At 47.4% G+C, this 25,106-nt stretch carries 21 protein-coding genes; 16 read left to right on the plus strand and 5 right to left on the minus strand.

Features of this window, described 5'->3' with window-relative positions; genetic code table 11:
- Positions 1–167 precede the first annotated feature (167 nt).
- On the minus strand, positions 168–761 hold the full coding sequence (locus CXK86_RS30615) for an IS3 family transposase (protein WP_101315049.1): 594 nt from the start codon (positions 759–761) through the stop codon (positions 168–170).
- Between the two features lie 537 nt (positions 762–1,298).
- Positions 1,299–1,661 carry an iron-sulfur cluster biosynthesis family protein gene (locus CXK86_RS30620; protein WP_017687018.1) on the minus strand — a complete coding sequence of 121 codons (363 nt, stop codon included), beginning with the start codon at positions 1,659–1,661 and terminating at the stop codon, positions 1,299–1,301.
- A gap of 287 nt (positions 1,662–1,948) precedes the next feature.
- On the opposite strand from CXK86_RS30620, the gene CXK86_RS30625 reads away from it, so the two are divergent.
- From CXK86_RS30625 to CXK86_RS30660, 8 genes are all read left to right on the plus strand, one after another.
- Complete coding sequence (locus CXK86_RS30625) at positions 1,949–2,977, plus strand: LacI family DNA-binding transcriptional regulator (protein WP_101315050.1); 1,029 nt, start codon at positions 1,949–1,951, stop codon at positions 2,975–2,977.
- A 181-nt stretch (positions 2,978–3,158) separates the two neighbouring features.
- Entirely contained in the window at positions 3,159–4,430 is a 1,272-nt protein-coding gene (locus CXK86_RS30630; protein ID WP_076252824.1) for an ABC transporter substrate-binding protein, read from the plus strand.
- A gap of 101 nt (positions 4,431–4,531) precedes the next feature.
- The gene (locus CXK86_RS30635; RefSeq protein WP_101315051.1) at positions 4,532–5,419 is read left to right on the plus strand and encodes a carbohydrate ABC transporter permease; all 888 of its coding nucleotides are present in this window, start codon (positions 4,532–4,534) and stop codon (positions 5,417–5,419) included.
- Entirely contained in the window at positions 5,412–6,257 is an 846-nt protein-coding gene (locus tag CXK86_RS30640; RefSeq protein ID WP_017687022.1) for a carbohydrate ABC transporter permease, read from the plus strand. Before CXK86_RS30635 ends, CXK86_RS30640 begins: the two co-directional genes overlap by 8 nt.
- A 90-nt stretch (positions 6,258–6,347) precedes the next feature.
- On the plus strand, positions 6,348–7,844 hold the full coding sequence (locus CXK86_RS30645) for a glycoside hydrolase family 30 protein (protein WP_101315052.1): 1,497 nt from the start codon (positions 6,348–6,350) through the stop codon (positions 7,842–7,844).
- A gap of 365 nt (positions 7,845–8,209) precedes the next feature.
- Positions 8,210–11,248 (plus strand): beta-galactosidase, encoded by a 3,039-nt coding sequence (locus CXK86_RS30650; protein WP_101315053.1) that lies wholly within the window; start codon positions 8,210–8,212, stop codon positions 11,246–11,248.
- A 439-nt stretch (positions 11,249–11,687) separates the two neighbouring features.
- Positions 11,688–13,079 (plus strand): glycoside hydrolase family 43 protein, encoded by a 1,392-nt coding sequence (locus tag CXK86_RS30655; RefSeq protein WP_257468251.1) that lies wholly within the window; start codon positions 11,688–11,690, stop codon positions 13,077–13,079.
- 238 nt (positions 13,080–13,317) lie between these two features.
- A complete protein-coding gene (locus tag CXK86_RS30660; protein WP_101315054.1) occupies positions 13,318–15,162 on the plus strand; it encodes an RICIN domain-containing protein in 1,845 nt (614 codons plus the stop codon).
- Positions 15,163–15,292: 130 nt separating this feature from the next.
- Here CXK86_RS30660 and solA read toward each other — a convergent pair whose 3' ends face one another.
- On the minus strand, positions 15,293–16,426 hold the full coding sequence (gene solA, locus CXK86_RS30665) for an N-methyl-L-tryptophan oxidase (RefSeq protein ID WP_373888086.1): 1,134 nt from the start codon (positions 16,424–16,426) through the stop codon (positions 15,293–15,295).
- 131 nt (positions 16,427–16,557) lie between these two features.
- Here solA and CXK86_RS30670 point away from each other — a divergent pair, with 131 nt between their 5' ends.
- From CXK86_RS30670 to CXK86_RS30690, 6 genes are all read left to right on the plus strand, one after another.
- Positions 16,558–17,115, plus strand: a complete 558-nt coding sequence (locus tag CXK86_RS30670) for a GNAT family N-acetyltransferase (RefSeq protein ID WP_101315056.1) — start codon at positions 16,558–16,560, stop codon at positions 17,113–17,115.
- 110 nt (positions 17,116–17,225) lie between these two features.
- On the plus strand, positions 17,226–17,981 hold the full coding sequence (locus tag CXK86_RS30675; RefSeq protein ID WP_101315057.1) for an exodeoxyribonuclease III: 756 nt from the start codon (positions 17,226–17,228) through the stop codon (positions 17,979–17,981).
- A gap of 233 nt (positions 17,982–18,214) precedes the next feature.
- The gene (locus CXK86_RS30680) at positions 18,215–19,198 is read left to right on the plus strand and encodes an alpha/beta hydrolase (RefSeq protein ID WP_101315058.1); all 984 of its coding nucleotides are present in this window, start codon (positions 18,215–18,217) and stop codon (positions 19,196–19,198) included.
- Positions 19,199–19,245: 47 nt separating this feature from the next.
- Complete coding sequence (locus CXK86_RS32370) at positions 19,246–19,392, plus strand: hypothetical protein (protein ID WP_017687030.1); 147 nt, start codon at positions 19,246–19,248, stop codon at positions 19,390–19,392.
- 32 nt (positions 19,393–19,424) lie between these two features.
- Entirely contained in the window at positions 19,425–20,003 is a 579-nt protein-coding gene (locus CXK86_RS30685) for a hypothetical protein (protein WP_101315059.1), read from the plus strand.
- 212 nt (positions 20,004–20,215) lie between these two features.
- On the plus strand, positions 20,216–21,193 hold the full coding sequence (locus CXK86_RS30690; protein ID WP_373888085.1) for a diaminopimelate dehydrogenase: 978 nt from the start codon (positions 20,216–20,218) through the stop codon (positions 21,191–21,193).
- A 158-nt stretch (positions 21,194–21,351) separates the two neighbouring features.
- Here CXK86_RS30690 and CXK86_RS30695 read toward each other — a convergent pair whose 3' ends face one another.
- Both CXK86_RS30695 and gdhA read right to left on the minus strand, forming a co-directional pair.
- The gene (locus CXK86_RS30695; RefSeq protein ID WP_101315061.1) at positions 21,352–22,206 is read right to left on the minus strand and encodes a pentapeptide repeat-containing protein; all 855 of its coding nucleotides are present in this window, start codon (positions 22,204–22,206) and stop codon (positions 21,352–21,354) included.
- Between the two features lie 155 nt (positions 22,207–22,361).
- On the minus strand, positions 22,362–23,747 hold the full coding sequence (gene gdhA, locus CXK86_RS30700) for an NADP-specific glutamate dehydrogenase (RefSeq protein ID WP_179087907.1): 1,386 nt from the start codon (positions 23,745–23,747) through the stop codon (positions 22,362–22,364).
- Between the two features lie 388 nt (positions 23,748–24,135).
- On the opposite strand from gdhA, the gene CXK86_RS30705 reads away from it, so the two are divergent.
- The gene (locus CXK86_RS30705) at positions 24,136–24,609 is read left to right on the plus strand and encodes a GreA/GreB family elongation factor (protein ID WP_051449595.1); all 474 of its coding nucleotides are present in this window, start codon (positions 24,136–24,138) and stop codon (positions 24,607–24,609) included.
- Positions 24,599–25,105, plus strand: coding sequence for a cation:proton antiporter regulatory subunit (locus tag CXK86_RS30710; protein ID WP_036617317.1), 507 nt, complete (start codon positions 24,599–24,601; stop codon positions 25,103–25,105). Before CXK86_RS30705 ends, CXK86_RS30710 begins: the two co-directional genes overlap by 11 nt.
- Position 25,106: the final 1 nt, after the last annotated feature.

Consider the following 25,106-nt stretch of genomic DNA (forward strand, 5'->3'; position numbering starts at 1 on the left):
GCCGGGTGGAATGTCACCACGATGGATCATAATGTCATTTTTACAGCAAGTACGCCAGAAGATAACAATTCTAATGTAAGTATAGTTGTCTATCAGGAGTAAATGAATAAACAAAAAAACCATGTCATACATGGTCATACCCCTGTCAAGTAGACAGATGAAAAAAGCTATGCTGCCAGCGCGCATCGATATTCAATCGGTTCGCGCTGTTTGAGTTTGGCTTGAAATCGTCGGTAGTTGTAATTGTACATGTAATCTTCCACGGCTTGTCGAATCTCTGCTTCTGAATTACACTGGTTAAGGTACAGCTTCTCTGTCTTGAGATGTGAAAAGAAGGATTCGATGCATGCGTTATCCAGGCAGGTTGCTTTGCGAGAGTGGCTGCCCTTGACGCCAAATTCTTCTAATCGTGTGTTGTACGCCTGAGACGTATACTGGAAGCCCTGATCCAAATGGAGCACGGCTTCCGAAACGTCTCTTCTTTGGGTCCATTGTTCTACCGTATCCAATACGAGCTGAACATCGTTCCGTTTAGACAACTGCCAAGCTACAATTTCGTTGTTGAACAAGTCTTGAATCACGGACAGGTAAACAAACGTGTTTCCATCCGAAATATACGTAATATCCGTCACCATTTTTTGCTGAGGTGCTGTGGCATGGAATTTACGCTTCAGGCGATTTGGATAGATGACAGATGGCGTATAGAAAGACTTCTTTCGCTTCCTGCGAATCACCGATTGGATCGATAGTTCCCGCATCATGAGATGTTCGGATTGCCGGATACTGGAACATAAACGGAAATAGGGAAAGAAAATTCAATCCTTATAGAACTCTAGTGATCTATAACAACCCCACAAGAGCGAATGCTAGAGATGACTGAATTAGGGAGGGCACTTTCGTTTTAAGATGCGAGAAGGTGCTCGTTGGCCGGGCAGTTAGCCCGACGAGACAAGCTGGATCTAGACGCAATCCTTTTGATAGCATGTCTTGATAAACGTGATTAAATTTGTCGCTGTGAACGACAAATTTAATCACGTCTTTTTTTGGCAAATGCTCTGGCAAAAGTCTGTGATATAAAAGCTCATTAACGTTTCGTTCCCCGATCCGGTAAACGACAATTACGTTGATATATAAGTCTTTACTAGTGAAAGGTACAATCAGCGCTTATCAATTCGGTATTGCTTAACGCCGGTCACAAAATTCTGGTCTGGCTTCTTCGCCTTTAAAATTGATAAAAAACCTCCCGTCCCGCATGACATCTGGGCTTGGGAGGTTTTGATTATAGTGCTAATTCAACGTTATCGTACAAACCATCCAGTGGGCTGAGGGGCTACGTCTGCGGTATCTCGTAAATCATGGACTTTGACATTACTGCCATAGATCATGGAATCGCTGCTCAGTCGGAATGAAGGGAAACTGTGCTCGGATTGCAGACGCAGAGACGGTTCAAAGTAAATCTGCTGCTGTTTGTTGATTACAAAGGGAAGCGACCCCGCTTCTACGGTAACATCATCGCTATCCGGCTCGTTTAAGATCAGAAGTACCGCAATTCCGTCACAACCGCATCCATCGGTATCATAAAACAATTTGAAATAGCCTGGTCGATCTCCCAGCTTTTCAGTAAGTCTTGCTTCTGCCAGCGGACTGACTTGAATGATCATGACGTTGTTCACACTCCTCTAATCTCCAATGAATTCGCTTACAATTTAATATATGGACCATAAACGCAGATTAGAAGGTGAAATAAAGAAAAGCAAACATGTCCTGTATATATTGACGCTAACGCGTAATACAACGAACAATTTACGTATGAATGTTATACCCGGAATTTCTATGGGTTCAGTGTGAAATCATTCGTCCGTCAATGAAACCCATTTCATCGCCATTCCTTATCTGGTATGATAAGCAGGGAAAATAGGGAAAATTAGAGAAAAAGGAAGGTTCCGCTATGACACCGATCACGATATACGACATCGCCAAAGAAGCAAATGTATCTGTAGCGACGGTCTCCCGGGTACTGAATGATACGGCACCTGTGCGTGCAAGCACCCGAGAGAAGATTATGTCCATCATTGAAAAACACCAGTTTCAGCCGAATGCGCAGGCGCGCAGTCTGATCAAAAAAGAGACGGGCACCATTGCCATCATCCTGCCGGACATTACAAACCCGTTTTTCCCGGAAGTGTTCTGGGGGGCGGAGAATGAGGCTCGCGGATTGGGGTATACGTTCTTTCTGTGCAATACCGCAGGCGACTACAACAGGGAATCTGAATATTTGTCCATCCTGCGAGAGAAGCGGGTAGACGGGATTATTTTTCTCGGCGGGCGTATTAACATGCAGGTCTGTCCGGATGACATGGCTCAGGAATTGATTGATATGGGCAAACGTATGCCGATCGTGCTGGTCAATGGCAATATTGCCAAAGGTGGCTTCCACCGGGTATACACGGATGAAGGTGCAGGGGCAGCCCTTGCAGCTGAGCATTTGCTTGAACTGGGGCATCGCGATATCGCCTTTGTTGGCGGTCTGAAAGAGTTGTCCACCACCATGGTCAAGGTCAGAGCTGTGCAGAAGAAACTTCGGGAGCATGGGCTCGAAATACCAAAAGAACGGCAACTGCTCGGCAGCTTCTCCATCGACGACGGCAAACGGGAGATGTCCAAACTACTGGATCGTGACAATCCACCCACCGCAGTCATCTGCGTCAATGACAACACAGCGATTGGTGCGATCAAGTCGACGATTGAGCATGGGCTCTCGATTCCGAAAGATATATCCATTGTAGGTTATGATGATACACCGCTCGCCAGTGCCGTTATACCGGAACTGACAACTGTATCCCAGAACACGTATCAGCTTGGCAAACAAGCTGTGGATGTGCTGCATGAGTTGATTAACCAAGGCAAACCGAAGAAGCAGATCGTTCTGCAACCGGAGCTAATTGTGCGTCAAAGTACAGGACCTGCTGTAAGATAAAGGGGCCTGTAATTGGAAAAGAAAGCGTTGACATTTCCTCGAAGGGTGAAATATAATGAGTGCGTGAATGAAACCCCTTTCATAAAGTGGAACGGGTTTTATGTTTCAGCTTAATGAAACCCATTTCATGAAACGGGTTTCAGTTTAGTCATCCATTCATTATATCAAGGGGGCGTAACGTATGAGAAGAAGTCTAAAGGTCATTTCGTTATTGATGCTGGTCATGGTAATGGGTCTGACAGCCTGTAGCAGCGGGAGTAAAAACGGTTCTTCCGGCGAGTCCGGTGGCAAGGTTGATTTGAGCATGACGATCTGGGGCTCGGAGGATGAGAAGAAAATTTATCAGGAACGACTCGACATTGTGAAACAGACGTATCCCGATATTAACGTGAAGCTGAACGTGGTTGCAGGGGATTATGACCAGAAGGTACAGACCATGATCGCCGGAGGAACGGCACCGGATATCATGATGATTGCCGAGAACTATCAGGCTTACGCCTCCAAGAATCAGATTATACCGCTGGATGACATGATTCAAGCGAACAATGTGAACATGTCCGAACGTTATTCCGATGATATCGCAAACCTGATGAAGTATGATGGCAAACAATTTGGTTTGCCGGATCGGGCAGGCGCGATGGTCCTCTTTTATAACAAAGATCTGTTCGACAAGGCTGGGGTGGAATATCCAACCAAAGATTGGACGCAGGATGATCTGATGGCGGCAGCTCAGAAGCTGACGGTGAAGGAGAACGGCAAGACGACTCAATGGGGTTACTATCCGGGTAGCTGGTGGCCGCAATGGATGCAGCTGATCTACCAGAACGGTGGCTCACTGTTCGACGAGAGTGGCAAACCAACCTTCAATACAGAGCCTGTGCGGAAAGCATTACAATTCATGAATGATCTGACCTTCACACACGGTGCGGGACCAACGCCAACCGAGATTGCCGACATGGGGAATATCGGAGCTGATCCGCTGTTCGCTCAAGGCAAGATCGCCATGGAAACGACAGGGTTCTGGAACATCGGTTCACTTGCCAAGGTGGAAGGCATTAATTGGGATATCTCTCCGGTATGGGGCGAAACGAACGCATTCTTTAACGGGTTAACGATTACCAACGCTTCCAAACACAAGGAAGAAGCATTCAAAGTCATCGAAGCACTGACCACACCTGAAGCACAGATGCCAATGGTCAAAGCCGGTCAGGATGCTCCTGCAACCAAAGCAGGTCTTTCCAGTGATGAATTCCTCAATGCCGAATATGGCGGCAAAAAAATCAACATGGCTGCGTTCAGTGAATCAACGATCTATGCGGAACCATTCAACCCGCAATGGAACGAAATGATGAAGCTCATTAACGATAAGCTGGGTGTCTACTTCAACAACAAAGCCTCGCTTGATGATACCGTAACCGAAATTCAGAGTGGACTGGAAAGACTCTACAAATAGAGGATTTTTCTGAACATGCACAAATAGCAGCGACAGCAGGACAGGTGGAATCGGCGTGAATGCGGGTTCCATCTGCTCTCTGCGTCATGGGAGGGCTTAACGTGAGAAAAAAGGACGGGAAATGGTTCTACATCTTCATCTCGCCTTGGCTGATCGGGTTTCTGGGGTTGACCCTGGGTCCGATCCTGTTTTCCATCTATATGAGCTTCACGAATTGGGATCTGTTCCAGTCCCCTGAATTCATCGGTATCGACAACTACAAAACGCTACTGACCGATGATCCGATCTTCTGGAAATCCGTCGGCAATACATTCTTCTATGCGCTAATATCCATTCCGCTGGGCATGTCGATCTCGCTCTGGATTGCATATTACCTCAACAAAAAAATCAAAGGGATCACCTTCTTCCGTATTCTGTTCTATCTGCCGTCGGTTGTTCCGGTGGTTGCGAGTTCATTGCTCTTCATCCACTTGCTTGCGCCAACTGAAGGTTTGATCAACCAGGCACTTGCGATCTTCGGTACTCAGGGTCCTGCCTGGCTACTTGATCCCAACTGGGTTAAACCTGCATTGATTCTCATGTCCTTATGGGGTGTGGGTGGTGGCGTGGTATTACTGCTTGCAGGGATGAAAGGCATTCCACAGGAGCTGTACGAGGCCGCTGCCATCGATGGAGCGAAAAGTACACAATCGTTCTTCCATATTACATTCCCAATGCTGACTCCCGTCATTTTCTTCAATCTCGTGACTGGTATGATCGGAGCGCTCCAGACCTTCGCGCAGGTATTCATCGTAACTGCCGGGGGACCTGACAATTCAAGTCAGATGGTTGTTCCCTATTTGTTCCAGAATGCGTTCCAATTCTACAAAATGGGATATGCATCGGCGATTGCTTGGGTATTATTCATCATCATCATGGTGTTGACACTCGTTGTATTCCGTTCATCGGCGCTATGGGTGCACTACGAGGAGGGAAAAGCCAATGAGTAATCCATCCACTGTGGAGAAGACGATATCCTATATTTTTCTGATTCTGGTCGGGGTGCTGCTTGCTTCGCCTTTCCTGTACATGATCTCTATTGCACTGGCAAGTGACGCAACAACCGTCAAATCAGCCTTTACCTTTGTTCCAATGGAGTTCCAATGGTCGAACTTTTATACGATTTTTACGAATAATAATCTTGGAACATATCTCAAAAACTCGGTCATCATTACCGTCTTTACGATTGTCGGATCGGTATTATCAGCTTCGATCGTATCCTACGGCTTTGCCCGAATCAAAGCAAAAGGAAGCCGTTTCCTGTTTATTGTGTTGCTCAGTACGATGATGATTCCGGGTGAGGTTACGATGGTACCGCAGTTCATCATCTTCCGTCATCTGGACTGGATTAATACATTCTACCCGCTGATCGTGCCGAGTTTCTTCGCCGGAGCGTTCAACGTATTTCTGATTCGGCAGTTTGTCATGAGTATTCCAAAATCACTGGATGAAGCCGCCATGATCGATGGAATGGGACACCCGGGAATCTACTGGAAGATCATCATGCCACTGACTTATCCGATACTTGCGGCTATTGCGATCTTCTCGTTCTCCTATAACTGGGGCAACTTCATGGGACCGCTCATCTATATCAATGATCCGGAAAAAATGCCGCTGGCACTCGGAGTGCAGCTGTTGACTACGGTAGGTGGTGGGCAGATGCCACCATGGAACCTTGTGATGATTGCTTCCTTGTTCCTCACCATTCCGATGGTGCTGGTATATCTGTTCGGACAGCGTTATGTCTATGAAGCCAACATTAGCGGCGGAAGTAGCGGAATCAAGTAACCGAGGTGTCTACAGTGGATGTATGTACTGAACCTGATATTCAAGGTCAATGAAGTAATCAACGTACATGGAGAAAGGATTGTATAGCCCATGGCGCATAAAGAACAACGCAGCAGAGGCAAACGGAGTTATATCCTCATGGGTGTCGCTCTGATTGCCCTGCTGGCAGGAGGAGGAATTGTTATCAATCATTTTGCCAATGAATCATCCAAAACACTTGTATTTCAAGGGGAACCGGTACGTCTGAAGCTGGATCAATCCTATGATCATTTTGAAGGCTGGGGCACGTCACTTGCCTGGTGGGCCAACGATCTTGGCGGTTGGAAGGATCAGGCGAAGGTTAGTGAAGTGATGGATTTGGTCTTTGATTCGGAAAAAGGATTAGGTCTGAACATCGTTCGTTACAATATTGGCGGCGAGGAAAATCCGGAGATGAAAGCCCTTCGTCCCGGCGGGGATGTACCTGGCTTCCAGCCTGAACCTGGAGAGTGGGACTGGGATGCTGATGCAGGTCAGCGGGCTATATTACAAGGCTCGATGGAGCGTGGCGTGAACATTACCGAAGCATTCTCCAATTCACCACCTTACTGGATGACGATCAGTGGATCCGTTACCGGAGCTGTGGATGGCAGCAATAATCTGCGTGACGACCAGTATGATGCGTTTGCCGATTATCTGACTGAAGTTGTGAAGCATTATCGGGACGAGTGGGGGATCACCTTCCGCACACTGAATCCACTCAATGAACCTTCCTCCGACTGGTGGAAGAAGGGCAATATGCAGGAAGGTAGTCATTTTACGAATGAGAAACAGGCCGAGATTATCAAAAAAGTTGCTGCATCGTTGAAGAGCAAAGGACTGGACGGAACCGTCATTAGTGCCGCGGACGATAACAGCATTGATGAGACGGTGTTTAATTTCAATCTCTATGATCAGGACACGCTGGACGTAATCGAGCAGATCAATACCCACTCCTATAATGGTAGCAAAATGGAAGAGCTGCGCACGCTGGCAGAACGCCAGGGTAAAAAGCTGTGGATGTCCGAGTACGGAACCGGCGGCAGCGAGCCGCACAGTCATGAGGATATGACCTCGGTGCAAGAATTGGCGGAGCGGATCATGTTTGATCTGAAAATCATGCAGCCATCCGCCTGGGTATACTGGCAGGCCGTTGAAGATGAAGGTGCCAATAATAATTGGGGATTCATTCATGCCAATTTCAACGGAGAAGAGCAGTACGAGATGACCAAACAGTATTACGGCATGGCCCAGTTCACGAAGTTTATTCGTCCCGGCGCGACAATTATCCCAACGGATGGTGGACGCACGCTGGCTGCCTATGACGCGGAACATCAGAGACTGGTGCTGGTGATTCGTAATGAATTGTCAGCGGGAACAACGGCGTTTGAACTGGCAGGGTATACGTATGGAAAATCATCCACCGCTCAGGTGTATCAGACTTCACCGGAACGGAACATGGAACAGCTTGAAGACATTCCGGTGTATGCCAACGGACTGGAAGTACCTACGGCTGACAATTCCATCACAACCGTTGTACTGGAAGGCGTGACGTTGCAGGGGAACTGATAGCAGCACTCGGAAGGTTGTTCGGTCATCTGAGTGCTGGTGTAGATTGTCTTTTAGTTCAACGGATTTTTCGCCTTATATTTTAAAAGAGTTACAGGACATATGAACCTATATAAGTTGAACTAAACATTTACATCAAACGGAGAGGACAGAAAAAACCTGAAAAAGCGAAGCGTTCGCCTACAAGCTTTCTGCAAGAAAGCTACATCGGAAGCATACGCTAACCCCGGATTTTCCCTTTGAGAAAAGGGAATTAAAAAAAATCTGGGGATAACAGCGATCGGAAGGTTGTTCTGTCATCGAAGTGTGCAGTGTAAATAATCTTTAGTTCAATTTATATAAATAAAGAGAAGGAGGGGATAAATTTGACAGAGAAAGCATCCCTTTTGCTGCAGGAACAGGAGAAGAACATCGCCAGGGCTGAGAATGGTGTTCTATCTGAATTAACATACGATGCACGCAGCTTTTTCCTAAACGGAGAGCGTGTATTTCTGAACAGTGCCACGGTCCATTATTTCCGTATGCCAAAGGAGGAATGGCGTGAGGTTCTGCTGAAGGCGAAGCTGGCAGGCATGAATTGCATCGACACCTACTTTGCGTGGAATGTGCATGAACTGGAAGAAGGACAGTGGTCCTTTGAAGGGGACAACGATTGCGGAGCATTTCTGGATTTGTGCGCAGAACTGGGCATGTGGGTCATCGCGCGTCCGGGTCCGTTTATCTGTGCAGAATGGGATTTTGGCGGGTTTCCATACTGGCTTGGTACGAAGGACGGCGTAAAATTCCGGGAAAATAATGAGACGTATCTGCACTATGTGAATTTGTATTTTGACCGGATTGTGCCGATTATTCGGGAACGCCAGCTGTCCGCTGGGGGCACGGTCATTCTGGTTCAGGTGGAAAATGAATACGGGTATCTGATGGATGACGCTGCTGCAAGTGACCATATGAATACGCTGAGAGATGGATTGTTGCAACGTGGCATTGACGCTACGCTGATCACTTGCGTTGGCGGGGCGGAAGGCACAATTGAAGGGGCTAATTTCTGGTCAGGTGCTGACGGGCATTATGAGAAACTCCGAGCCAAACAGCCGGACACCCCGAAGATGGTCACGGAATTCTGGACCGGATGGTTTGAGAATTGGGGAGGACCTTCAGCCATTCAGAAGACAGCCCCTTTACTAGAGAGACGTATCATGGAGATTCTGCGTGCCGGGTATACCGGAATCAGTCACTACATGTTCTATGGTGGCACGAACTTTGGTGGATATGGCGGCAGAACGATGGGTAGCAGTGACATCTTCATGATTACGTCCTATGACTATGATGCACCGCTGAACGAATATGGACGGGTGACACCGAAATATGCAGTAACCAAGAATTTGTCCTATTTCGTCCATGCTTTCGGGGCCCTTCTGATGGAAACAGAGGAAATTCCAGAAGAACAGATCGTTGTACGTCATCCTGAAGGCATATCTGTACGAGGCAGACAAGCTAACAAACAGAAGATTTGGTTCCTGGAGAGTCACAAGGATGAACGCGAAACGATGCACATTACACTGGAAGAAGGCCGTACTCTTCCCGTATCTCTGAATCCAGGACAGATTGTTCCGTTGCTGGATCGAGTACAGGTTGCTGAACACGTATACCTGACTGCGGGTACGATGATTACGGGCAATGAAATGATAAACGGAGAATTGACCCTGTTCATCGTGGCCGCTACGGGACAGCGTTCAGTTGTCGAACTGGAAGCCAGGGCACTATACGTCACGGGCAGTACGGTGCAAGTGCTGGTTGAACATGATTCAGCAAGGAACGTATACCGCTTCGATCTGTTCCATTTCCAAGAGCCGGGAATGATCCAATTGGAAGCAAACGGCACACCGATCCGTTTCGTCATTCTGGATCAAGAATCGATGAATCGAACATGGCGATTGGAAGCAACAGATCAGAAGGGACTACGTTATGTGATCGGGTTTGATGACGTGGACGTGTTACCATCTGGTCAGGTCAAGGGTATGATCACTGATCCGGATCGCACAATTACGCTGCTTGGTGACTGGACCGATGGAGAACAAACGTTAACAGGTCGGGAATTCTATGCCAGCGAGGAGTCTATTGCAGGTATACAGCAGCAGCTTCCATGGACATCACCGAGTGCGCCGACGTTGTCTGATTCTCCTGAGCTGTCACGTGTTACGTTAACTGCGAAGCAACGCTCGGCGAGTGGACAACCGGAAGACTTTTCCCGGTATGGACAAGATTTTGGTTATCTATTGTACGAATGTGATTTCGAGAGTCCAACCGAAGGGGTCACTAACCTCATTTTGCCGGATATCCAGGATACTGCCAGAATCATCGTTAATGGTGTTCAGCAGGCACTGGTTCGTCAGGTAGGGGCAGCAGGTGTGCAGTTGCAGGTGGCCAAAGGGAAGAATACACTTCAGATTCTGGTACAGCATATGGGCAGATTGAACTTCTCCCCGTATTTGGGTGAGAGCAAAGGTCTGGCTGGTGCTGTGTATCTGGATGGCAAGGTTCAGGATATTCGTCGGGATTGGCGTATGGAGCGTGGACTTGTGCATCTCGATGAGGTGAACTCTATACATGGGGCGCCACTTCTGAGCAGAAGTTTTACGCTGGATGGCATGGATCGGGCGATTCTTGTGGGTGCTTTGAGTAAAGGTCTTCGTATCAATGGTATCGAAGTTCCGATGGAAGGATATCAGGATTGGTTTGCCTTCCAGACGTTAGACATCTCCTTGTATATCAAGCCCGGAGAGACGAATACACTGGAAATGCCGTATAGCCGCTCTTCGCTGAATCGACTGGAACTGATCACATATCCGAGTCAGGGAGAACTGAAGGATTGGCGTATGGCGGGGACGGATGCATTGCTTCCGCAACAATGGGAGAGCTACGAGGTAGGACCGGAATCGATCCATCCTGGAGCACAGGGGTCAATCCAGCGTGCAGGACAGCCTGGTATCGCCGCAGGTGGCAATTGTACTGCCAATCTGGTGCCCCACACCACGAATGAATCGGTTAATCGTGCTACATTGAGTGAGAAGTTTCACCCTGTATCCAATCATACTCTAGTCAGAGGATCGTATGGTCAGCCGGTCTGGTACCGCTGGCGTTTCGCGAAACCTACTATTTCCGAGCATCATAAAGTGAACCTGATGCTTCGCCTGACCGGGATGAGCAAAGGAACCATTCACCTGAACGGACATCATCTGGGCCGTTACTGGCAGATTGGTCCGCAAGAGGATTACAAAATTCCAGTAGCTTGGCTACAGGAAGAGAATGAATTACTTTTGTTCGATGAAGAAGGCAGAACACCAGAACGTGTACGATTTCTGTTGGATGCGTTATCCCGTTATCCTTGGGTTGTAGTGGAATAGTTCATGTATGGATCGATAGCTGTCTTACCGATCCAACTATGGTTGAGAACAAGAACTGAATCGAGATAGTTCGAGTTAGACGCAGCATTTCACCTTTTACAACAGTCACACTACCTCATTTTCTTAGTCAAATAACCCGAGCTTGTGAATCTTTGGATTCAGTCTTGTGAGTGAATTAGCTAAGGGAATGGGGGAACTGTGGTGATCAGGTTGGTACAACGAACTAAGGTAACACTTGTAGTATAATTAATTGTAACCGTTTACATATATAAAGAGTGTTCATCCATGATCTGTGAAGGGAGTGATGCTTCATGTAATTGGAATTTGAACAGGTAGTTGTGAGGTATTGCTCATCAGTGGCAGTCCCAGGTACGCTTTGTCATTGGTAATACAGTAAGGTATTCCTCTGTTCATCACTCATGGATAAGGAGATGACCCAATGTTGACGAAGAAGGAAGAGGGAATAGGAGGAGTAGGAGTAGGAGTAGGAGTAGGAGTAGGAGTAGGAGTAGGAGTAGGAGTAGGAAAGTCCAAAGGTTTCAAGGGTGGAATGATTCTGCTGCTCGGAACATTACTTCTATTAACGATGTTATTCCCCAATACAGCCAGAGCAGCGACAAGTGTATATACGATATCCGCTTTTACGAACACAAGTGAGTCCAATATGTACATCTATGAATCGTATAATGCAACCCACTATGGTTTGCTAAAAGGGCCAGCCTATACACCTCCGGCCGATCTGATCCGCGATCCCAGCATCATGAAGCACACAGATGGTCTATATTACGTTGTTTACACCACGAACTGGTCGGGTAACACCATCGGCATCGCCTCCAGCCCGGATAAGGTAAACTGGACATTTGTCCGTAACATTACATTATCCAGACCTACCATAATTGCACACACCTGGGCACCAGAATGGTTCAAAGACAGCAACGGCAGTCTGAACATTATCGTGTCCCTCTCACCAGGCAACTATCAGAATTTCAAACCTTATGTACTCACAGCTTCAGGCAGCAATCTAACATCTACCTCATGGTCTGCACCTACTGAACTGGCAGGCATTACTCCCAATTATATCGACACTTTTATCGTGAAGACAGGCTCAACCTATCATGCTTTTACCAAGAACGAGACCACCAAATACATTGAATATGCGACAGCAACCTCGCTAACGGGTCCTTATACCTTTAAAGGTACAGGGGATTGGGCAGGTTGGGGTTCTTGGGTGGAAGGTCCGGCGCTTGTTCAGCTGGATAATGGTTCATGGCGAATCTACTTTGACGGCTATGCAACACAAAAATATTATTACAGCGACTCTGCTGATAACTTCCAGACTTGGGGTGCCAAACAAGAGATTGCAGGTCTTACCGGACTCGTCCGGCATATGACCGTATTGAAAGAGTCCGGACAACCGGGGGATATCCGCAAGTTGGAGTCATTCAATGTACCAGGCAGCTTCATTCGTCATTACAACTATCAGGCACGGATTGATGCCAATGTCAGTCCGGCGGAAGATGCACAATTCCGTATCGTTCCTGGGCTGTCAAATGCAACAGGCATTTCGTTTGAGTCCATGAATTATCCGGGTTATTTCCTGCGCAATAATAATGGCAGCATCACACTCGTGAAAAATGACGGCAGCACTACATTCCGAAATGACGCCACGTTCAAACGTGTAAATGGACTTGCTAATGCTAGTTGGACATCGTATACCTCGTTTAGTAATCCGAACCTGTACCTGAGACATTATAATAACGTACTGAAATTGGAAGCTGTCGTTACCGCACTCGATAAGTCAGACGCGACCTTCCGAGAGATCGGACAATGATTGGTGTTTGTGTTCCGGAAAATACAAATATACATTTACACGACAACGGAGAAGTCAGAAATAACTTGAAGAAGCGAAGCGTGCGCCTAAAAGCTTTCTGAAAGAAAGCTACATCGGAAGCATACGCTATCCCCGGATTTCCCCTTTTAAGGAATAATTAAAAAATCTGGGGATAACAGCGATCGGAAAGTTGTTCTGACATCGGAGTGCAAGTGTAAAATGATAAGGAGTGAAGCGGATGAAGTGGTTAAAACGAATGAGCTCGCTACTGCTGGCAGGAAGTCTGCTAACAGGCAGTTTGGGTCTGGGAACAGAGGTATCTGCTGCGGGAGCCTACACGGCTGTTGCCGATCCATCGAAGCAATATCAGACGATGGAAGGATGGGGGACATCCCTAGCATGGTGGGGCAAAGTGGTTGGAGAATATTCCAATCGGGATGAGTATGTGGAGAAAATGTTCAATGCAAATACCGGACTGGGTCTGAATATCCTGCGGTACAACATTGGAGGCGGGGATAATCCATCATCCAATATCCTCGAATATCGCAAAGCCGTTCCTGGTTACCAGCCTTCTCCCGGCGTGTATGACTGGAATGCAGATGCAAACCAACGATATATGCTGCAAGCTGCCAAAGCGCAAGGCGTGAATGTCATCGAAGCTTTTGCGAATTCCGCACCTTACTGGATGACGATCAGTGGTAATGTGTCCGGTTCGGCCAATGGTGGTAACAACCTCAAGCCCGATTACTACGATGATTTTGCCGATTACTTAACTGAGGTTGTGAAGCATTTTCGGGATAACTGGGGGATCACATTTGATAGCGTAACTCCGCTGAATGAACCGATCTCGACGTGGTGGAAGCAGGGCAATGACCAGGAGGGCATGCACTTTGACCGGGCGGATCAGAACACAATTCTGAGTCAGGTACAAGCTTCGTTGAATGCAAAGGGCCTGTCCACAAAGCTGAGCGCACCGGAAGAATACAGTATCGATGATACCAATGTGTCGTTCAACAGCTACAGTAATGCGGTTAAATCAGCGATCACTCAGATCAACACTCATACGTATGGCGGAAGCAATCGTACTGCTTTGCGCAACACAGCGACGTCTGCGGGCAAACATCTGTGGACCTCGGAATATGGAGACGGAGATGCAAGCGGACTTACGATGTCACGGACTATCCTCAAGGATATTCGCAATATGGGCGCAAGTGGATGGGTGTATTGGCAAGCCGTGGATAGTGCAGAAGGATGGGGATTTTTCAAGAACGTGTTGAACAATACCCAAACGACTAGTTACACCGTGAACCAAAAATATTATGTCATGGGCAATTACAGCAAATTTATTCGTCCTGGATACAAGATTATTGGCATGAGTGATGCCAATACCCTTGCAGCTTATGATGCAGCTTCCGGCAAAGTTGTACTGGTTACAACAAATTCGGATTCGACGGATACAACAGTAACCTATGATCTCAGTCGTTTTACTAACACAGGCACGTCTGCTCAAGTATATCGGACCTCTTCAACGGAGAAGGTGCAGCAACTGACCAATATTTCGGTGCAAAACAAAACCTTTACCGCTACGGCCAAGGCCAATTCGGTCACAACCTACGTCATTTCCAGTGCAACTTATAATGGCGGTACAGGATATGAATCCGGGGCTATCTACAAATTAATCAACCGCAACAGTGGACTTGCACTCGATGTTAACGGTGCTTCTTCTACGGGTGGGGCAACAATCATTCAGTGGAATGATAATGGAGCAGCCAACCAGCAGTGGAAGCTAGAGTCCGCAGGTAACGGATATTACAACATCCGCAATGTGGGCAGTGGGCTTTTGCTGGATGTGAATTCGGGTTCTACACAAGGCGGAGCCGCTCTGATTCAGTGGCAGGATAACGGGGGCAACAATCAGCAATGGCTGCCAATTGATGTGGGAGGATATGTGGTACTTGCGAATCGAAACAGTGGCCTGACGGTTGACATCAATCAAGGTTCTCTGACCGCAGGTGCCTCCACGATTCAGTGGGCCGACAATGGCGGAGCCAATCAGCAATGGAGCCTCGTCAAAGTTAATTAGTGTGAGTACGCATGAATTAAACGTTATTACGTGTCCTTTTTTCTTGGAGGTGCAGTGCTCTATGCAACACTGTACCCTCAAGAAAAGTAGCTATTTTAGACATACATATATTCATCCACCCAGCTGGTACTTAACAAAAACGGGATAGGGTGAACCTGCTAATATCCTGATCCGTGTGCCCCGTTTGCACCAAGTCGGATAGAATCTGCCCAATGGCACTTGCGAACTTGAAGCCATGACCGGAGAAACCGCCTGCGAGCCACACACGTTCATGGGCAGGGTGTCGGTCGATAATAAAATCTTCATCCGAAGTGAATTCATACTTGCACACACTACCACGTTTCAATGCTCCAGCTGCCTGAGGCATATGAAGTTCGAGCAGCCTGCGCAGATCCCCCTCGTCCGTTTCTTCCGTACCAAAAGCAGCCATTGTACTTCCTGGTGTCCACACCTGACCCGTATCATGACGACCCATCTTCAGACCTGATCCGCCAATGCTTGGAAATCCATAATATGTACCTTCTTTTCCCGCCAGTGTAAAACCGGGGAAGTGTGGCTCGCCGTATAAGGCTTCTGGTGCATCAAACCATCCAACCGTTTTACGCACTGCCTGGATCGGGAGATCCACGAAAGGTTTTAATGTCTGAAACCAGGCGCCAGCGCTCAGGATGATTTGATTTGCATGGTATGTCTCACCACCTGAAGTCTGAACTGCGACGGAATGTGGTCCGTATTCGATATGCTCCACAAGCGTGTGCGTTAACAAGGTGGCACCGTGAGTTTCGGCTGCCTTGCGGAAGGCACGAATACAAGGTTCACTATACAAATAACCCGCATCCGGTTCATACATGCCCTCGTAATGTTCAGGTATTGTAATACCTGGCCAGCGTTTCATCACCTCGGCTGCGTGCAACGTTTCATACCGAATACCTGCATCATCTGCATGGCTCAATCGGTTGTGGAAGGAATGAATCTCCGGATCAACCACATTTATTACACCGGAAGGAACAAACAGTTGGTCTCCGGTCGTTTCCTCCAGCTCGTGCCATAACTTCTGTGCAAGTAATGCCATCGCAATATAGTCAGGCCCACCACTGTACACATGGCGCATCAGTCTGCTATCCCCGTGATGACTTCCTTCCGTATGCGGAGGATCAAAGGCATCGATTAATAAAGTTTTGCATCCACTGCGCGATAGATAATACCCAGCACTCATACCCATGGAGCCGGCTCCAACGATAATAACGTCATATGATTGTGTGATAATAGCACGTCCTCTCCTATGTATCCTTTTCTACAGTAATGCCTTAATAGAACATATTAATAGTAAAAGCTTGATGAAGGCAAGTGTAGTAAAATGGACTTCTACAATGAATGTTGCAAAGGAGACTTCGCATGAGTGAGCAATTTAGGTTTGATCTAGTTCCATTAATTCAGACAGAACGATTCATCCTCCGGTCAGCTGAGGCTGGAGACAGCCATGATCTGCTCGCGTTATATTCCGATGAAGCTGTGGTTCAATATATGCCATTCACTCCCTTTGAATCCGTGGAGGATGCACAGGGTGAGATAAATTGGTATACGAAGATTTTCAAGGAACACACGGGTTTACGCTGGATGATTGAAGACCGTGAAACTCGTAAAGTGATCGGAACCTGTGGGTTCCTGAACTATGAAGATGTACATAACCGTGCAGAGATTGGATACGATTTGTGTTCCTCTTTCTGGGGCCGCGGTGTTATGACTGAAGTGGCCCATGCTGTGTTACATTTTGGATTCACATGCATGCAGCTCAACAAGATCGAAGCAAAGGTTGAACCAGAGAACGAGGCGTCAATTCACCTGTTACATAAACTTGATTTTCAACAGGAAGGTGTACTGCGGCAGCATGAGTTTGAGAAAGGCAGATATATTGACCTTGCGGTGTTCTCTAAGTTACGAAGCGAAATATAGGCAGGCTCGCCCCATAAGGATTCCAATGACTCCATCTCATTCCAGAGCCATGAGGCTTGTCCCTCTGAATGAGCCCATGCTATATTGGAGAGATGTGAGGAGATGAGGATATGAAGCTGGTGTCCTGGAATGTGAATGGCTTAAGGGCATGTGTTACCAAAGGATTCATGGATTATTATCAAGAGACTCAGGCGGATATTTTCTGCCTTCAGGAGACCAAATTACAAGCCGGACAGATTGAGATGGGCCTGGGGGAAGATGTTTATCAATATTGGAATTATGCAATCAAAAAAGGATATTCCGGTACGGCTGTATTTAGCCGAATCAAGCCTTTATCCGTTCGTTACGGGATGGAGGAGGACAGTGAGCCGGAAGGACGGATGATTACACTGGAGTATGATGAGTTTTATCTGGTGAACGTCTATACCCCTAACGCGAAGCGGGATCTGACCCGGCTGCCTTACCGTCTGGAATGGGAGGATCGATTCCGGGGCTACATTCTGCAACTGGAGCAGACTAAACCGGTTATCGTCTGTGGAGACCTGAATGTGGCTCATCAGGAGATTGACCTGAAGAATCCGAAGCCCAATCTGGGCAATTCCGGATTTACCCTTGAAGAGCGTGGCAAGATGACTGATTTGCTTGCTTCCGGGTATGTAGACAGCTTCCGCCATCTGTACCCGGATCGTACGGATGTATACAGCTGGTGGTCCTATATGCCGAAGGTTAGAGAACGGAACGTGGGCTGGCGCATTGATTATTTTCTCGTATCCAATCAATTGGCACCTAAGGTAGCAGATGCGCATATCGACTGCCACGTGATGGGCAGTGATCATTGCCCGGTGGGTCTTACTTTGCAACTATAGGTAAGGATCATCATTAGATAGATTGAGGTAAGAATTTTAGAATACAAGTAGAGATGAACTGCAAGTTTCCTGAATGGGAGATTTGCAGTTTTTTTTGCGTTACAGGTAGGGGAGGGACACTGGACTTTGGTTGGGGAAAGAACTGGACTCGGGATTGTTTCAATCGCGCTATTTCTTGGGTACGATTGAAGCATACATATATAGATGAACCTTTGGGGTAAGGGGTAGAGAAGATGAAGAAGGGGTTACGGAGAGGGTTAAAAGTGCTGGGAGGCATCATGCTTGCCACAGGACTTTTGCTGCTGGCAGGTACAGCGTATGAAGCGTATCAATCCACGCAGGATATGAAGTCCTATCCCCCGCCAGGCAAGTATTATGAAGTGAGTGGTCGCAACATGCACCTCTACACTGCTGGCAAAGGAGAGGTAACCGTGGTGTTTGCCTCAGGCTGGGGTACACCCAATCCGTATGTGGATTTCAGTCCGCTATATGACAAGTTGAAATCACAGGTAAAAATTGCGGTATATGATCGGTTCGGGTACGGATACAGCGACTATACGGATGAACCTCGTGATGTTGATACCATCTCGGAAGAGATCCACCAATTGCTGCGCACATCCGGTCAACGTCCACCTTACATCATGGTTGGTCACTCCCTGGGGGCGCTGGAGACACTGCGGTTTGCGCAAAGGTATCCTGATGAGGTGGCCGGCATGGTCATGATCGATGGCGGAAGCCCGGAATATTACAGTCGTACGGACTTGAATACACCAGAATGGATGATGGATTGGTCCCGTTTTCTGGTGAAAACAGGCATCGCACGAACATTGCTACAATCGGATCGCATGATGGCATCTCTGGTCATTGACCCACATCTGGTAACGGAACCGATGAAAAAAGCCGTAACGATATCCACGCTGAGACATGCGTACAATGACAATGTCATGGAAGAGGTTCGGAATTCCAGAACAAATGCAGCGTGTGTGCTTGAGAACAAAACGAAGTTTGGCTTCCCCCTGACGATCCTCACAGCCGGTTCGGAGGAGTCGGATGAGGACAGTCATGCTTGGCAGGCCGACCAAGCGAATTTTGCTTCATGGTCAAGACACGGAACACAGCTGACGGTTCCACAAGCGACACACAGTATCCATAACAGTCAACCGGATATTGTCGCCGCCGAGATCATGAAATTAGTGACACCGTCCAGTGACCTATGAGTAACATGATTCCACAAACACATGAAGAACAGGAGGAGGAGGGATGGATGAAAAAGTTTAAAGTAATCACCCGCTTCTTGTCCATTCTTGTAGCCAGTTGTCTATTGTCTCTTAGTGTATTATCTGTATCTGTGATATGGGTTAAGAATAACGTTCATGCGGTGCCTGTGATCCAGCCGTTTGAACGTGATTAGCACATGAAACGAAGAAGAAGGAGTGGTAACAGATGGTGAAGAGAAGGAAATATGTATTGGCCTGTGCGGCACTGGCGATGATGGTGGCCTTGAGTGCTTGCAGCAGCGCGGCAGACGAACCGAGTGATACGGAGAAGGTGGACACTGAAGCTTCCTCCGGAACTGGTGAACAGGAGACTAATGAAGGTGCAAGCGAAGCAACAACAAGTACAGTGACCGAAACGGAGGGTACGACTGCACCAACCGACTCGGATTCAGATCGTGGTGAGGAAGCGACTGCTGGAACCAATGAGTTGCCGGAGAACTTGCCAAGTGATTTCCCGTTGCCGGAAGATGCTACGATTCGTTTAGCCAATTCAGGTGAGAATGAAGGCAAGCAATCGGCCATGGTGATTTTCTCCACTGAACAAGATATGAAAACCGTATCCCAGCTGTATAAAGATTACTTCAACGCCAAAAAGTTGACGGATGCAGGTCAGACGATCGATGACAAAAATATTATCATTCAGGGAACCGACCCGGAGACGCAGGATGTCTGGTCCTTGATTGGAGGAACATTGGCGGGACAGGAAGGCGTCATTGAACTGACGTTGACCTGGACAGAATCATAAGCAGAAGATAAGGGCTATTTTTCTTTCCTGCTTTTTTTCTTCCTAAAATAACGAATGAACGCCAAAATACCTTGCATACGGAGCCGCATTATTGCTGCACCGCTGCAAGGTATTTTTATTTCGAACTGGAAACCTGACAGGTTACATGTTATGTTATATCATTATAAACAGAGTAATAGACAACTATAGAAGAAGACAGGAGAGGATTGAACATGATTAGAGTGGGTATTGTTGGTTACGGTAACTTGGGTAAAGGTGTAGAGAAAGCCATTTCCCAGAACGAGGATATGGAACTGATTGCTGTGTTTACACGTCGTAATCCGGAGCAGATGGTCGCTGAAAGCACAGAAGTACGTTTTGAGCATATCTCTGCAGCGGAGCAATACATAGGCAAGGTTGATGTTATGATCCTCTGTGGTGGTTCTGCAACCGACCTTCCAGAGCAGACACCAGCCATCGCCAAGTTGTTCAATACGGTAGACAGCTTCGATACACATGCGAAAATTCCTGAATTCTACAAGGAAGTTAATGCTGCGGCAGAGCAAGGCGGTCACGTAAGTGTCATTTCCACAGGTTGGGACCCAGGCTTGTTCTCCATGAACCGTCTGCTTGCACAGTCCATCCTGCCAGAAGGAAAAGAGTACACGTTCTGGGGCAAAGGTGTGAGCCAAGGCCACTCGGATGCTATTCGTCGTGTTCCAGGCGTTAAGGCGGGTGTACAGTATACTGTACCTGTTGAAGAGGTGATCAACCGCATTCGTGCAGGGGAGACACCAGAGCTGTCTACACGTGAGAAACATCTGCGTCAATGTTATGTGGTAGCAGAAGATGGTGCTAATCAGGATGAGATCCGTGAGACGATTGTGAAGATGCCTAACTACTTTGCAGATTACGATACAACTGTAACGTTCATTAGCGAAGAAGAATTGAAATCCGAGCATGAAGGTATGCCGCATGGTGGATTTGTAATTCGCAGTGGGGTTACAGGTGCTGGTCAAAAGCAAATTATTGAATTTGGTCTGAAACTCGACAGCAATCCTGAATTTACAGCAAGCGTACTTGTGGCGTATGCAAGAGCCGCACAACGTTTGAGCGTGGAAGGACATAAGGGAGCGAAAACGGTATTTGATATTCCGCTCGGTCACTTGTCTCCAAAATCGGCTGAAGATCTTCGCCGCGACTTGTTATAATTCTGATTCGTTCCAGTGATTTTATAGAAACAGCTCGTCCTTGGATGTATAGGACGAGCTGTTTTTTTGCTGTTGCTATATACGATTCATACATTCATATGGATTGGCAGGTACTATATTGCCTGTATCCCTGCTTATGCTCTTGCGGAAATGGCATCCTACACCCAGTGTGAGGGAATGTTAAGATGGTCCGGCAACTTGGTATTCACATTACCTTTGGCTGCATTAATCTGGGATTGCGTCAGGAAGATGCCACCTCTCAGGTCTGCATCGCCCAGATCCGTATCCCGCAAGTCCGCGCCAATCCAATCCGCATTTCGTGTATCTGCATTTCGGAGATCGGCTGCGATCATTAAAGCCCCTCGGAAGCTTGCGCCCCGCAGGTCAGCCCCTTTTAAATTGGCACCAAAAAAGTCACTTCCGGTACGTTTTTTACCATTCTTCGACTTCCCTTGTCCATGAGCGGTGGGTGGCACATTCGCGCGTACCATCTCACTTGCCTGGACCAAGAGTTGATTCACACTGGACCGATAATTGGCGATGTCCAGACGGAGGAGTGCCGCAGGCTCCAGATTGCTCAAGCGCTCAATCTCCTCATATAACTCACCAAATGCCGAGTGAAGGGATGACGTTTCCGGTCTCATCATCATTTCCTTCATATAACTGAGCAACTCGTGAAGTTGTCGCAAGGCAGGCAGACAATCGAACATCTCGTTTGCAGACTCTGGATGATCACGCCAATCTTTGCCCGCGTAGGTCACTTGGGACAGCTTCTGTCCAGCTCCGAAACAGTCGTATACCGTGCAACCTTTGAACCCTTTCTGCCGAAGCTGGGTATGGATACCGCAGCGATTGTCCGTGCGCAGATTGGGACAGGGGGTGCCGCTGGCCTTGTCAAAAGCAAAGTCCGATGACTTGCCATAGGGCAAGGCAACACAGCACAGGCCAAAACATTGCTCACAGTCTGCGCTAAGATGAGGACTCGCAGTGCTGGCAAATGGTTGGTTAGACAATGTAAACACTTCCTTATAATAGTACAAATAGATGGAATTACGTCAGTACCACTTTACCATTGCCTTGCCATTAGAGCAATTGAAGACAAGGAAAAAAGGGCAGTTACCCAAATAGATGGGAACGCCCTTTGATCGTGGAGAATCACGTATTTAAATTAAACTACACCTTGAGCAATCATGGAATCCGCTACCTTGAGGAAACCGGCGATATTCGCTCCGGCTACGAGGTTGCCTTCACAGCCATACTCTTCAGCAGCTTCTACACAGCTGGTGTAGATGTTCTTCATGATGTCATGCAGCTTGGCGTCTACTTCTTCAAATGACCAGGACAACCGCATGCTGTTCTGTGACATTTCAAGAGCAGACACGGCTACACCGCCGGCATTAGCCGCTTTGGCTGGACCGAACAGCACGCCTGCACCGTGGAAGACGTCAATGGCAGCCAGGGTGGAAGGCATATTCGCGCCTTCGCCAATTGCCTTCACGCCACCTTTGATTAGAAGGGCCGCAGCTTCTTCATCGATCTCATTTTGCGTTGCACATGGAAGAGCAATATCACAAGGGATGGACCAGATGCCTTCACAACCTTCGGTATATGTAGCATGCGGGTGTTCTTTGATGTATTCGCTGATGCGAAGACGATCAACCTCTTTCAGACGTTTCACGGTATCCAGGTTGATGCCTTGTGGATCGTGTATGTAGCCACCTGAGTCACTACACGCCACAACTGTAGCTCCAAGCTCCTGTGCCTTCTGAATGGCATAGATGGACACATTACCAGAGCCAGAGACAACGACTGTGCTGTCTTGGAAGCTGAGTCCCTTGGATTGCAGCATCTCCTTCACGAAATACACACAGCCGAAGCCAGTCGCTTCCTTACGTGCCAAGCTTCCTCCGTACAGCAGTCCTTTACCTGTCAAAACGCCTGCCACATGTCCGCCATGGATACGTTTGTATTGGCCGAACATGTAACCAATTTCCCGTGCACCTACACCAATGTCACCTGCTGGTACATCGGTATCGGAACCAATATATTTGTAAAGTTCAGTCATGAAGCTTTGCGTGAAACGCATGACTTCCAGATCTGATTTTCCTTTGGGATCGAAGTCAGAACCGCCTTTACCACCGCCAATGGGCAGACCGGTCAAAGCATTTTTGAAGATCTGTTCGAAGCCAAGGAACTTGATGATGCCCGAGTATACAGAAGGATGGAAGCGAAGTCCGCCTTTGTAAGGGCCAATGGCACTGTTGAATTGCACCCGGAATCCACGGTTAACCTGAACTTTGCCCTGATCATCCACCCATGGGACACGGAATGTGATTACACGTTCGGGTTCAACAAGCTGTTCCAACAGACTATGGTTCTTATACTTAGGGTGTGCTTCAATAACAGGAATAAGGGAATCCAGAATTTCTTTGACAGCCTGATGGAACTCGTCTTCGTGCGGATTTCTGGCAACAACCGACTCATAAACGGAATGAACATATTCTGCGGCAGTAACTTGAACGGACTCTTTAGTTTCTTTTGTTATCGTGGACACTTTTTCGATGCACTCCTTTATTGTGTTAAAGTCTGTAGAGGCTTATTTGCATAAATTGAATAAAAGTTTGTAGTTAAATATACAGGAAAGCAAATAAAAATACGAGATGAAAATTCATAAAATGTTTTTTATGCAGTAATTAAAATGTTCTATGGATCTACCATATGATGTGAAGAATTAAGTTATTAAATGGAAGATATGACCACAAATGATAATAAAAAAGCAAGTTAGACGAATATACTGGATTAAAATATTAGTTTTGGTAAGATGGTAAGAAGGTCTCGTATTCCGGGATCTTTTTAAAATATAAAGGAGGAAAACAAGATGATGAAGAGAAACATGCCAATCAACATGGAGAACAAGGCTTGTATAGGGGGGGAAATCTACTATGAACCATAGGACCTCCCGCCATAATTGCAGAGAGAAGCTGGTGAGCCAGCTATTTACATTCGGTGAAGAGAAAAGAACATTTCTCGACGACTATTTCGACGCGCGTGATCCAGAGCGGATACAATTGGAAAAACAATTGTCCGCATATACAGAGTATGTGGAAAAACTGCTCCTGGGTCCTGATGAAGATCTGGACTCAGCTGTATTGATCGGCAGTCATATTGATTTTGAATATCTCGATTTTCATACGTCAGATTCGTTCATGATTGTCATGCCAGAGGATACTAATCCTGATGAGGGTCGTATTTCTTTCCTCTCTCCAGTAGGGAGTCAATTACTGCTTGGCAGTAAAGGGGAAGTTAGGTCTGTTCATACACCATCAGGTTCCATGAGAATCCGCATTACGGGGATCGAGCTGAGGAGCGAAACCTTGAACGAGCCGGCGCTAGGGGGTGCAGATCATGCACTTTAAAGAGACGGACTTACCCGGGATTGGACGTAAATACTGGCTGCATACCCGTAGTGGTGAGCATTTGGTCATAGTGATTCATAACGACGAGCGACGTGACCTGTTCCATATGGAGTCAGGGGATACACCTGAAGAGGTGGGTGATATGGTATCTCTGGTCACCCTGGACGATGATGAAGCCCGGGCGGTAGCCGCTATTGTTGGTGGTATGACCTATAAACCGAAGTTTCAGGATGAGCGTGAAGTGATGCTTGAAGGGCTGTTAATCGAATGGCTACGGATTGAGCCCCACGCCGCAAGCGTAGGCATGACGATTGGTGAACTGGATATCCGTCAGGCTACGGGCGCCGTAATTCTCGCTGTTGTGACCAAGGATAAGGAGAAGCATTTTAATCCAGGCCCGGATTATGCTTTTACCGCTGGGGCTACAATTGTAGTTGCCGGTGAACGGAATCAGATCAAACATCTCAAACAATTGTTGACTGATGGACGGACTTAGC

The organism is Paenibacillus sp. BGI2013 (assembly GCF_002843485.1).
Taxonomy (GTDB): Bacteria; Bacillota; Bacilli; order Paenibacillales; family Paenibacillaceae; genus Paenibacillus; species Paenibacillus amylolyticus.

Bases quoted from the DNA above. Each gene is read 5' to 3' on its own strand.
- CXK86_RS30710 (WP_036617317.1), top strand. From the start codon at position 24,599: ATGCACTTTAAAGAGACGGACTTACCCGGGATTGGACGTAAATACTGG.
- CXK86_RS30670 (WP_101315056.1), top strand. From the start codon at position 16,558: ATGAGTGAGCAATTTAGGTTTGATCTAGTTCCATTAATTCAGACAGAA.
- CXK86_RS30705 (WP_051449595.1), top strand. From the start codon at position 24,136: ATGAACCATAGGACCTCCCGCCATAATTGCAGAGAGAAGCTGGTGAGC.
- CXK86_RS30645 (WP_101315052.1), top strand. From the start codon at position 6,348: ATGGCGCATAAAGAACAACGCAGCAGAGGCAAACGGAGTTATATCCTC.
- CXK86_RS30660 (WP_101315054.1), top strand. From the start codon at position 13,318: ATGAAGTGGTTAAAACGAATGAGCTCGCTACTGCTGGCAGGAAGTCTG.
- CXK86_RS30655 (WP_257468251.1), top strand. From the start codon at position 11,688: ATGTTGACGAAGAAGGAAGAGGGAATAGGAGGAGTAGGAGTAGGAGTA.
- CXK86_RS30615 (WP_101315049.1), bottom strand. From the start codon at position 761: ATGATGCGGGAACTATCGATCCAATCGGTGATTCGCAGGAAGCGAAAG.
- CXK86_RS30685 (WP_101315059.1), top strand. From the start codon at position 19,425: ATGGTGAAGAGAAGGAAATATGTATTGGCCTGTGCGGCACTGGCGATG.
- CXK86_RS30680 (WP_101315058.1), top strand. From the start codon at position 18,215: ATGAAGAAGGGGTTACGGAGAGGGTTAAAAGTGCTGGGAGGCATCATG.
- CXK86_RS32370 (WP_017687030.1), top strand. From the start codon at position 19,246: ATGAAAAAGTTTAAAGTAATCACCCGCTTCTTGTCCATTCTTGTAGCC.
- CXK86_RS30690 (WP_373888085.1), top strand. From the start codon at position 20,216: ATGATTAGAGTGGGTATTGTTGGTTACGGTAACTTGGGTAAAGGTGTA.
- CXK86_RS30620 (WP_017687018.1), bottom strand. From the start codon at position 1,661: ATGATCATTCAAGTCAGTCCGCTGGCAGAAGCAAGACTTACTGAAAAG.
- CXK86_RS30675 (WP_101315057.1), top strand. From the start codon at position 17,226: ATGAAGCTGGTGTCCTGGAATGTGAATGGCTTAAGGGCATGTGTTACC.
- CXK86_RS30640 (WP_017687022.1), top strand. From the start codon at position 5,412: ATGAGTAATCCATCCACTGTGGAGAAGACGATATCCTATATTTTTCTG.
- CXK86_RS30625 (WP_101315050.1), top strand. From the start codon at position 1,949: ATGACACCGATCACGATATACGACATCGCCAAAGAAGCAAATGTATCT.
- CXK86_RS30630 (WP_076252824.1), top strand. From the start codon at position 3,159: ATGAGAAGAAGTCTAAAGGTCATTTCGTTATTGATGCTGGTCATGGTA.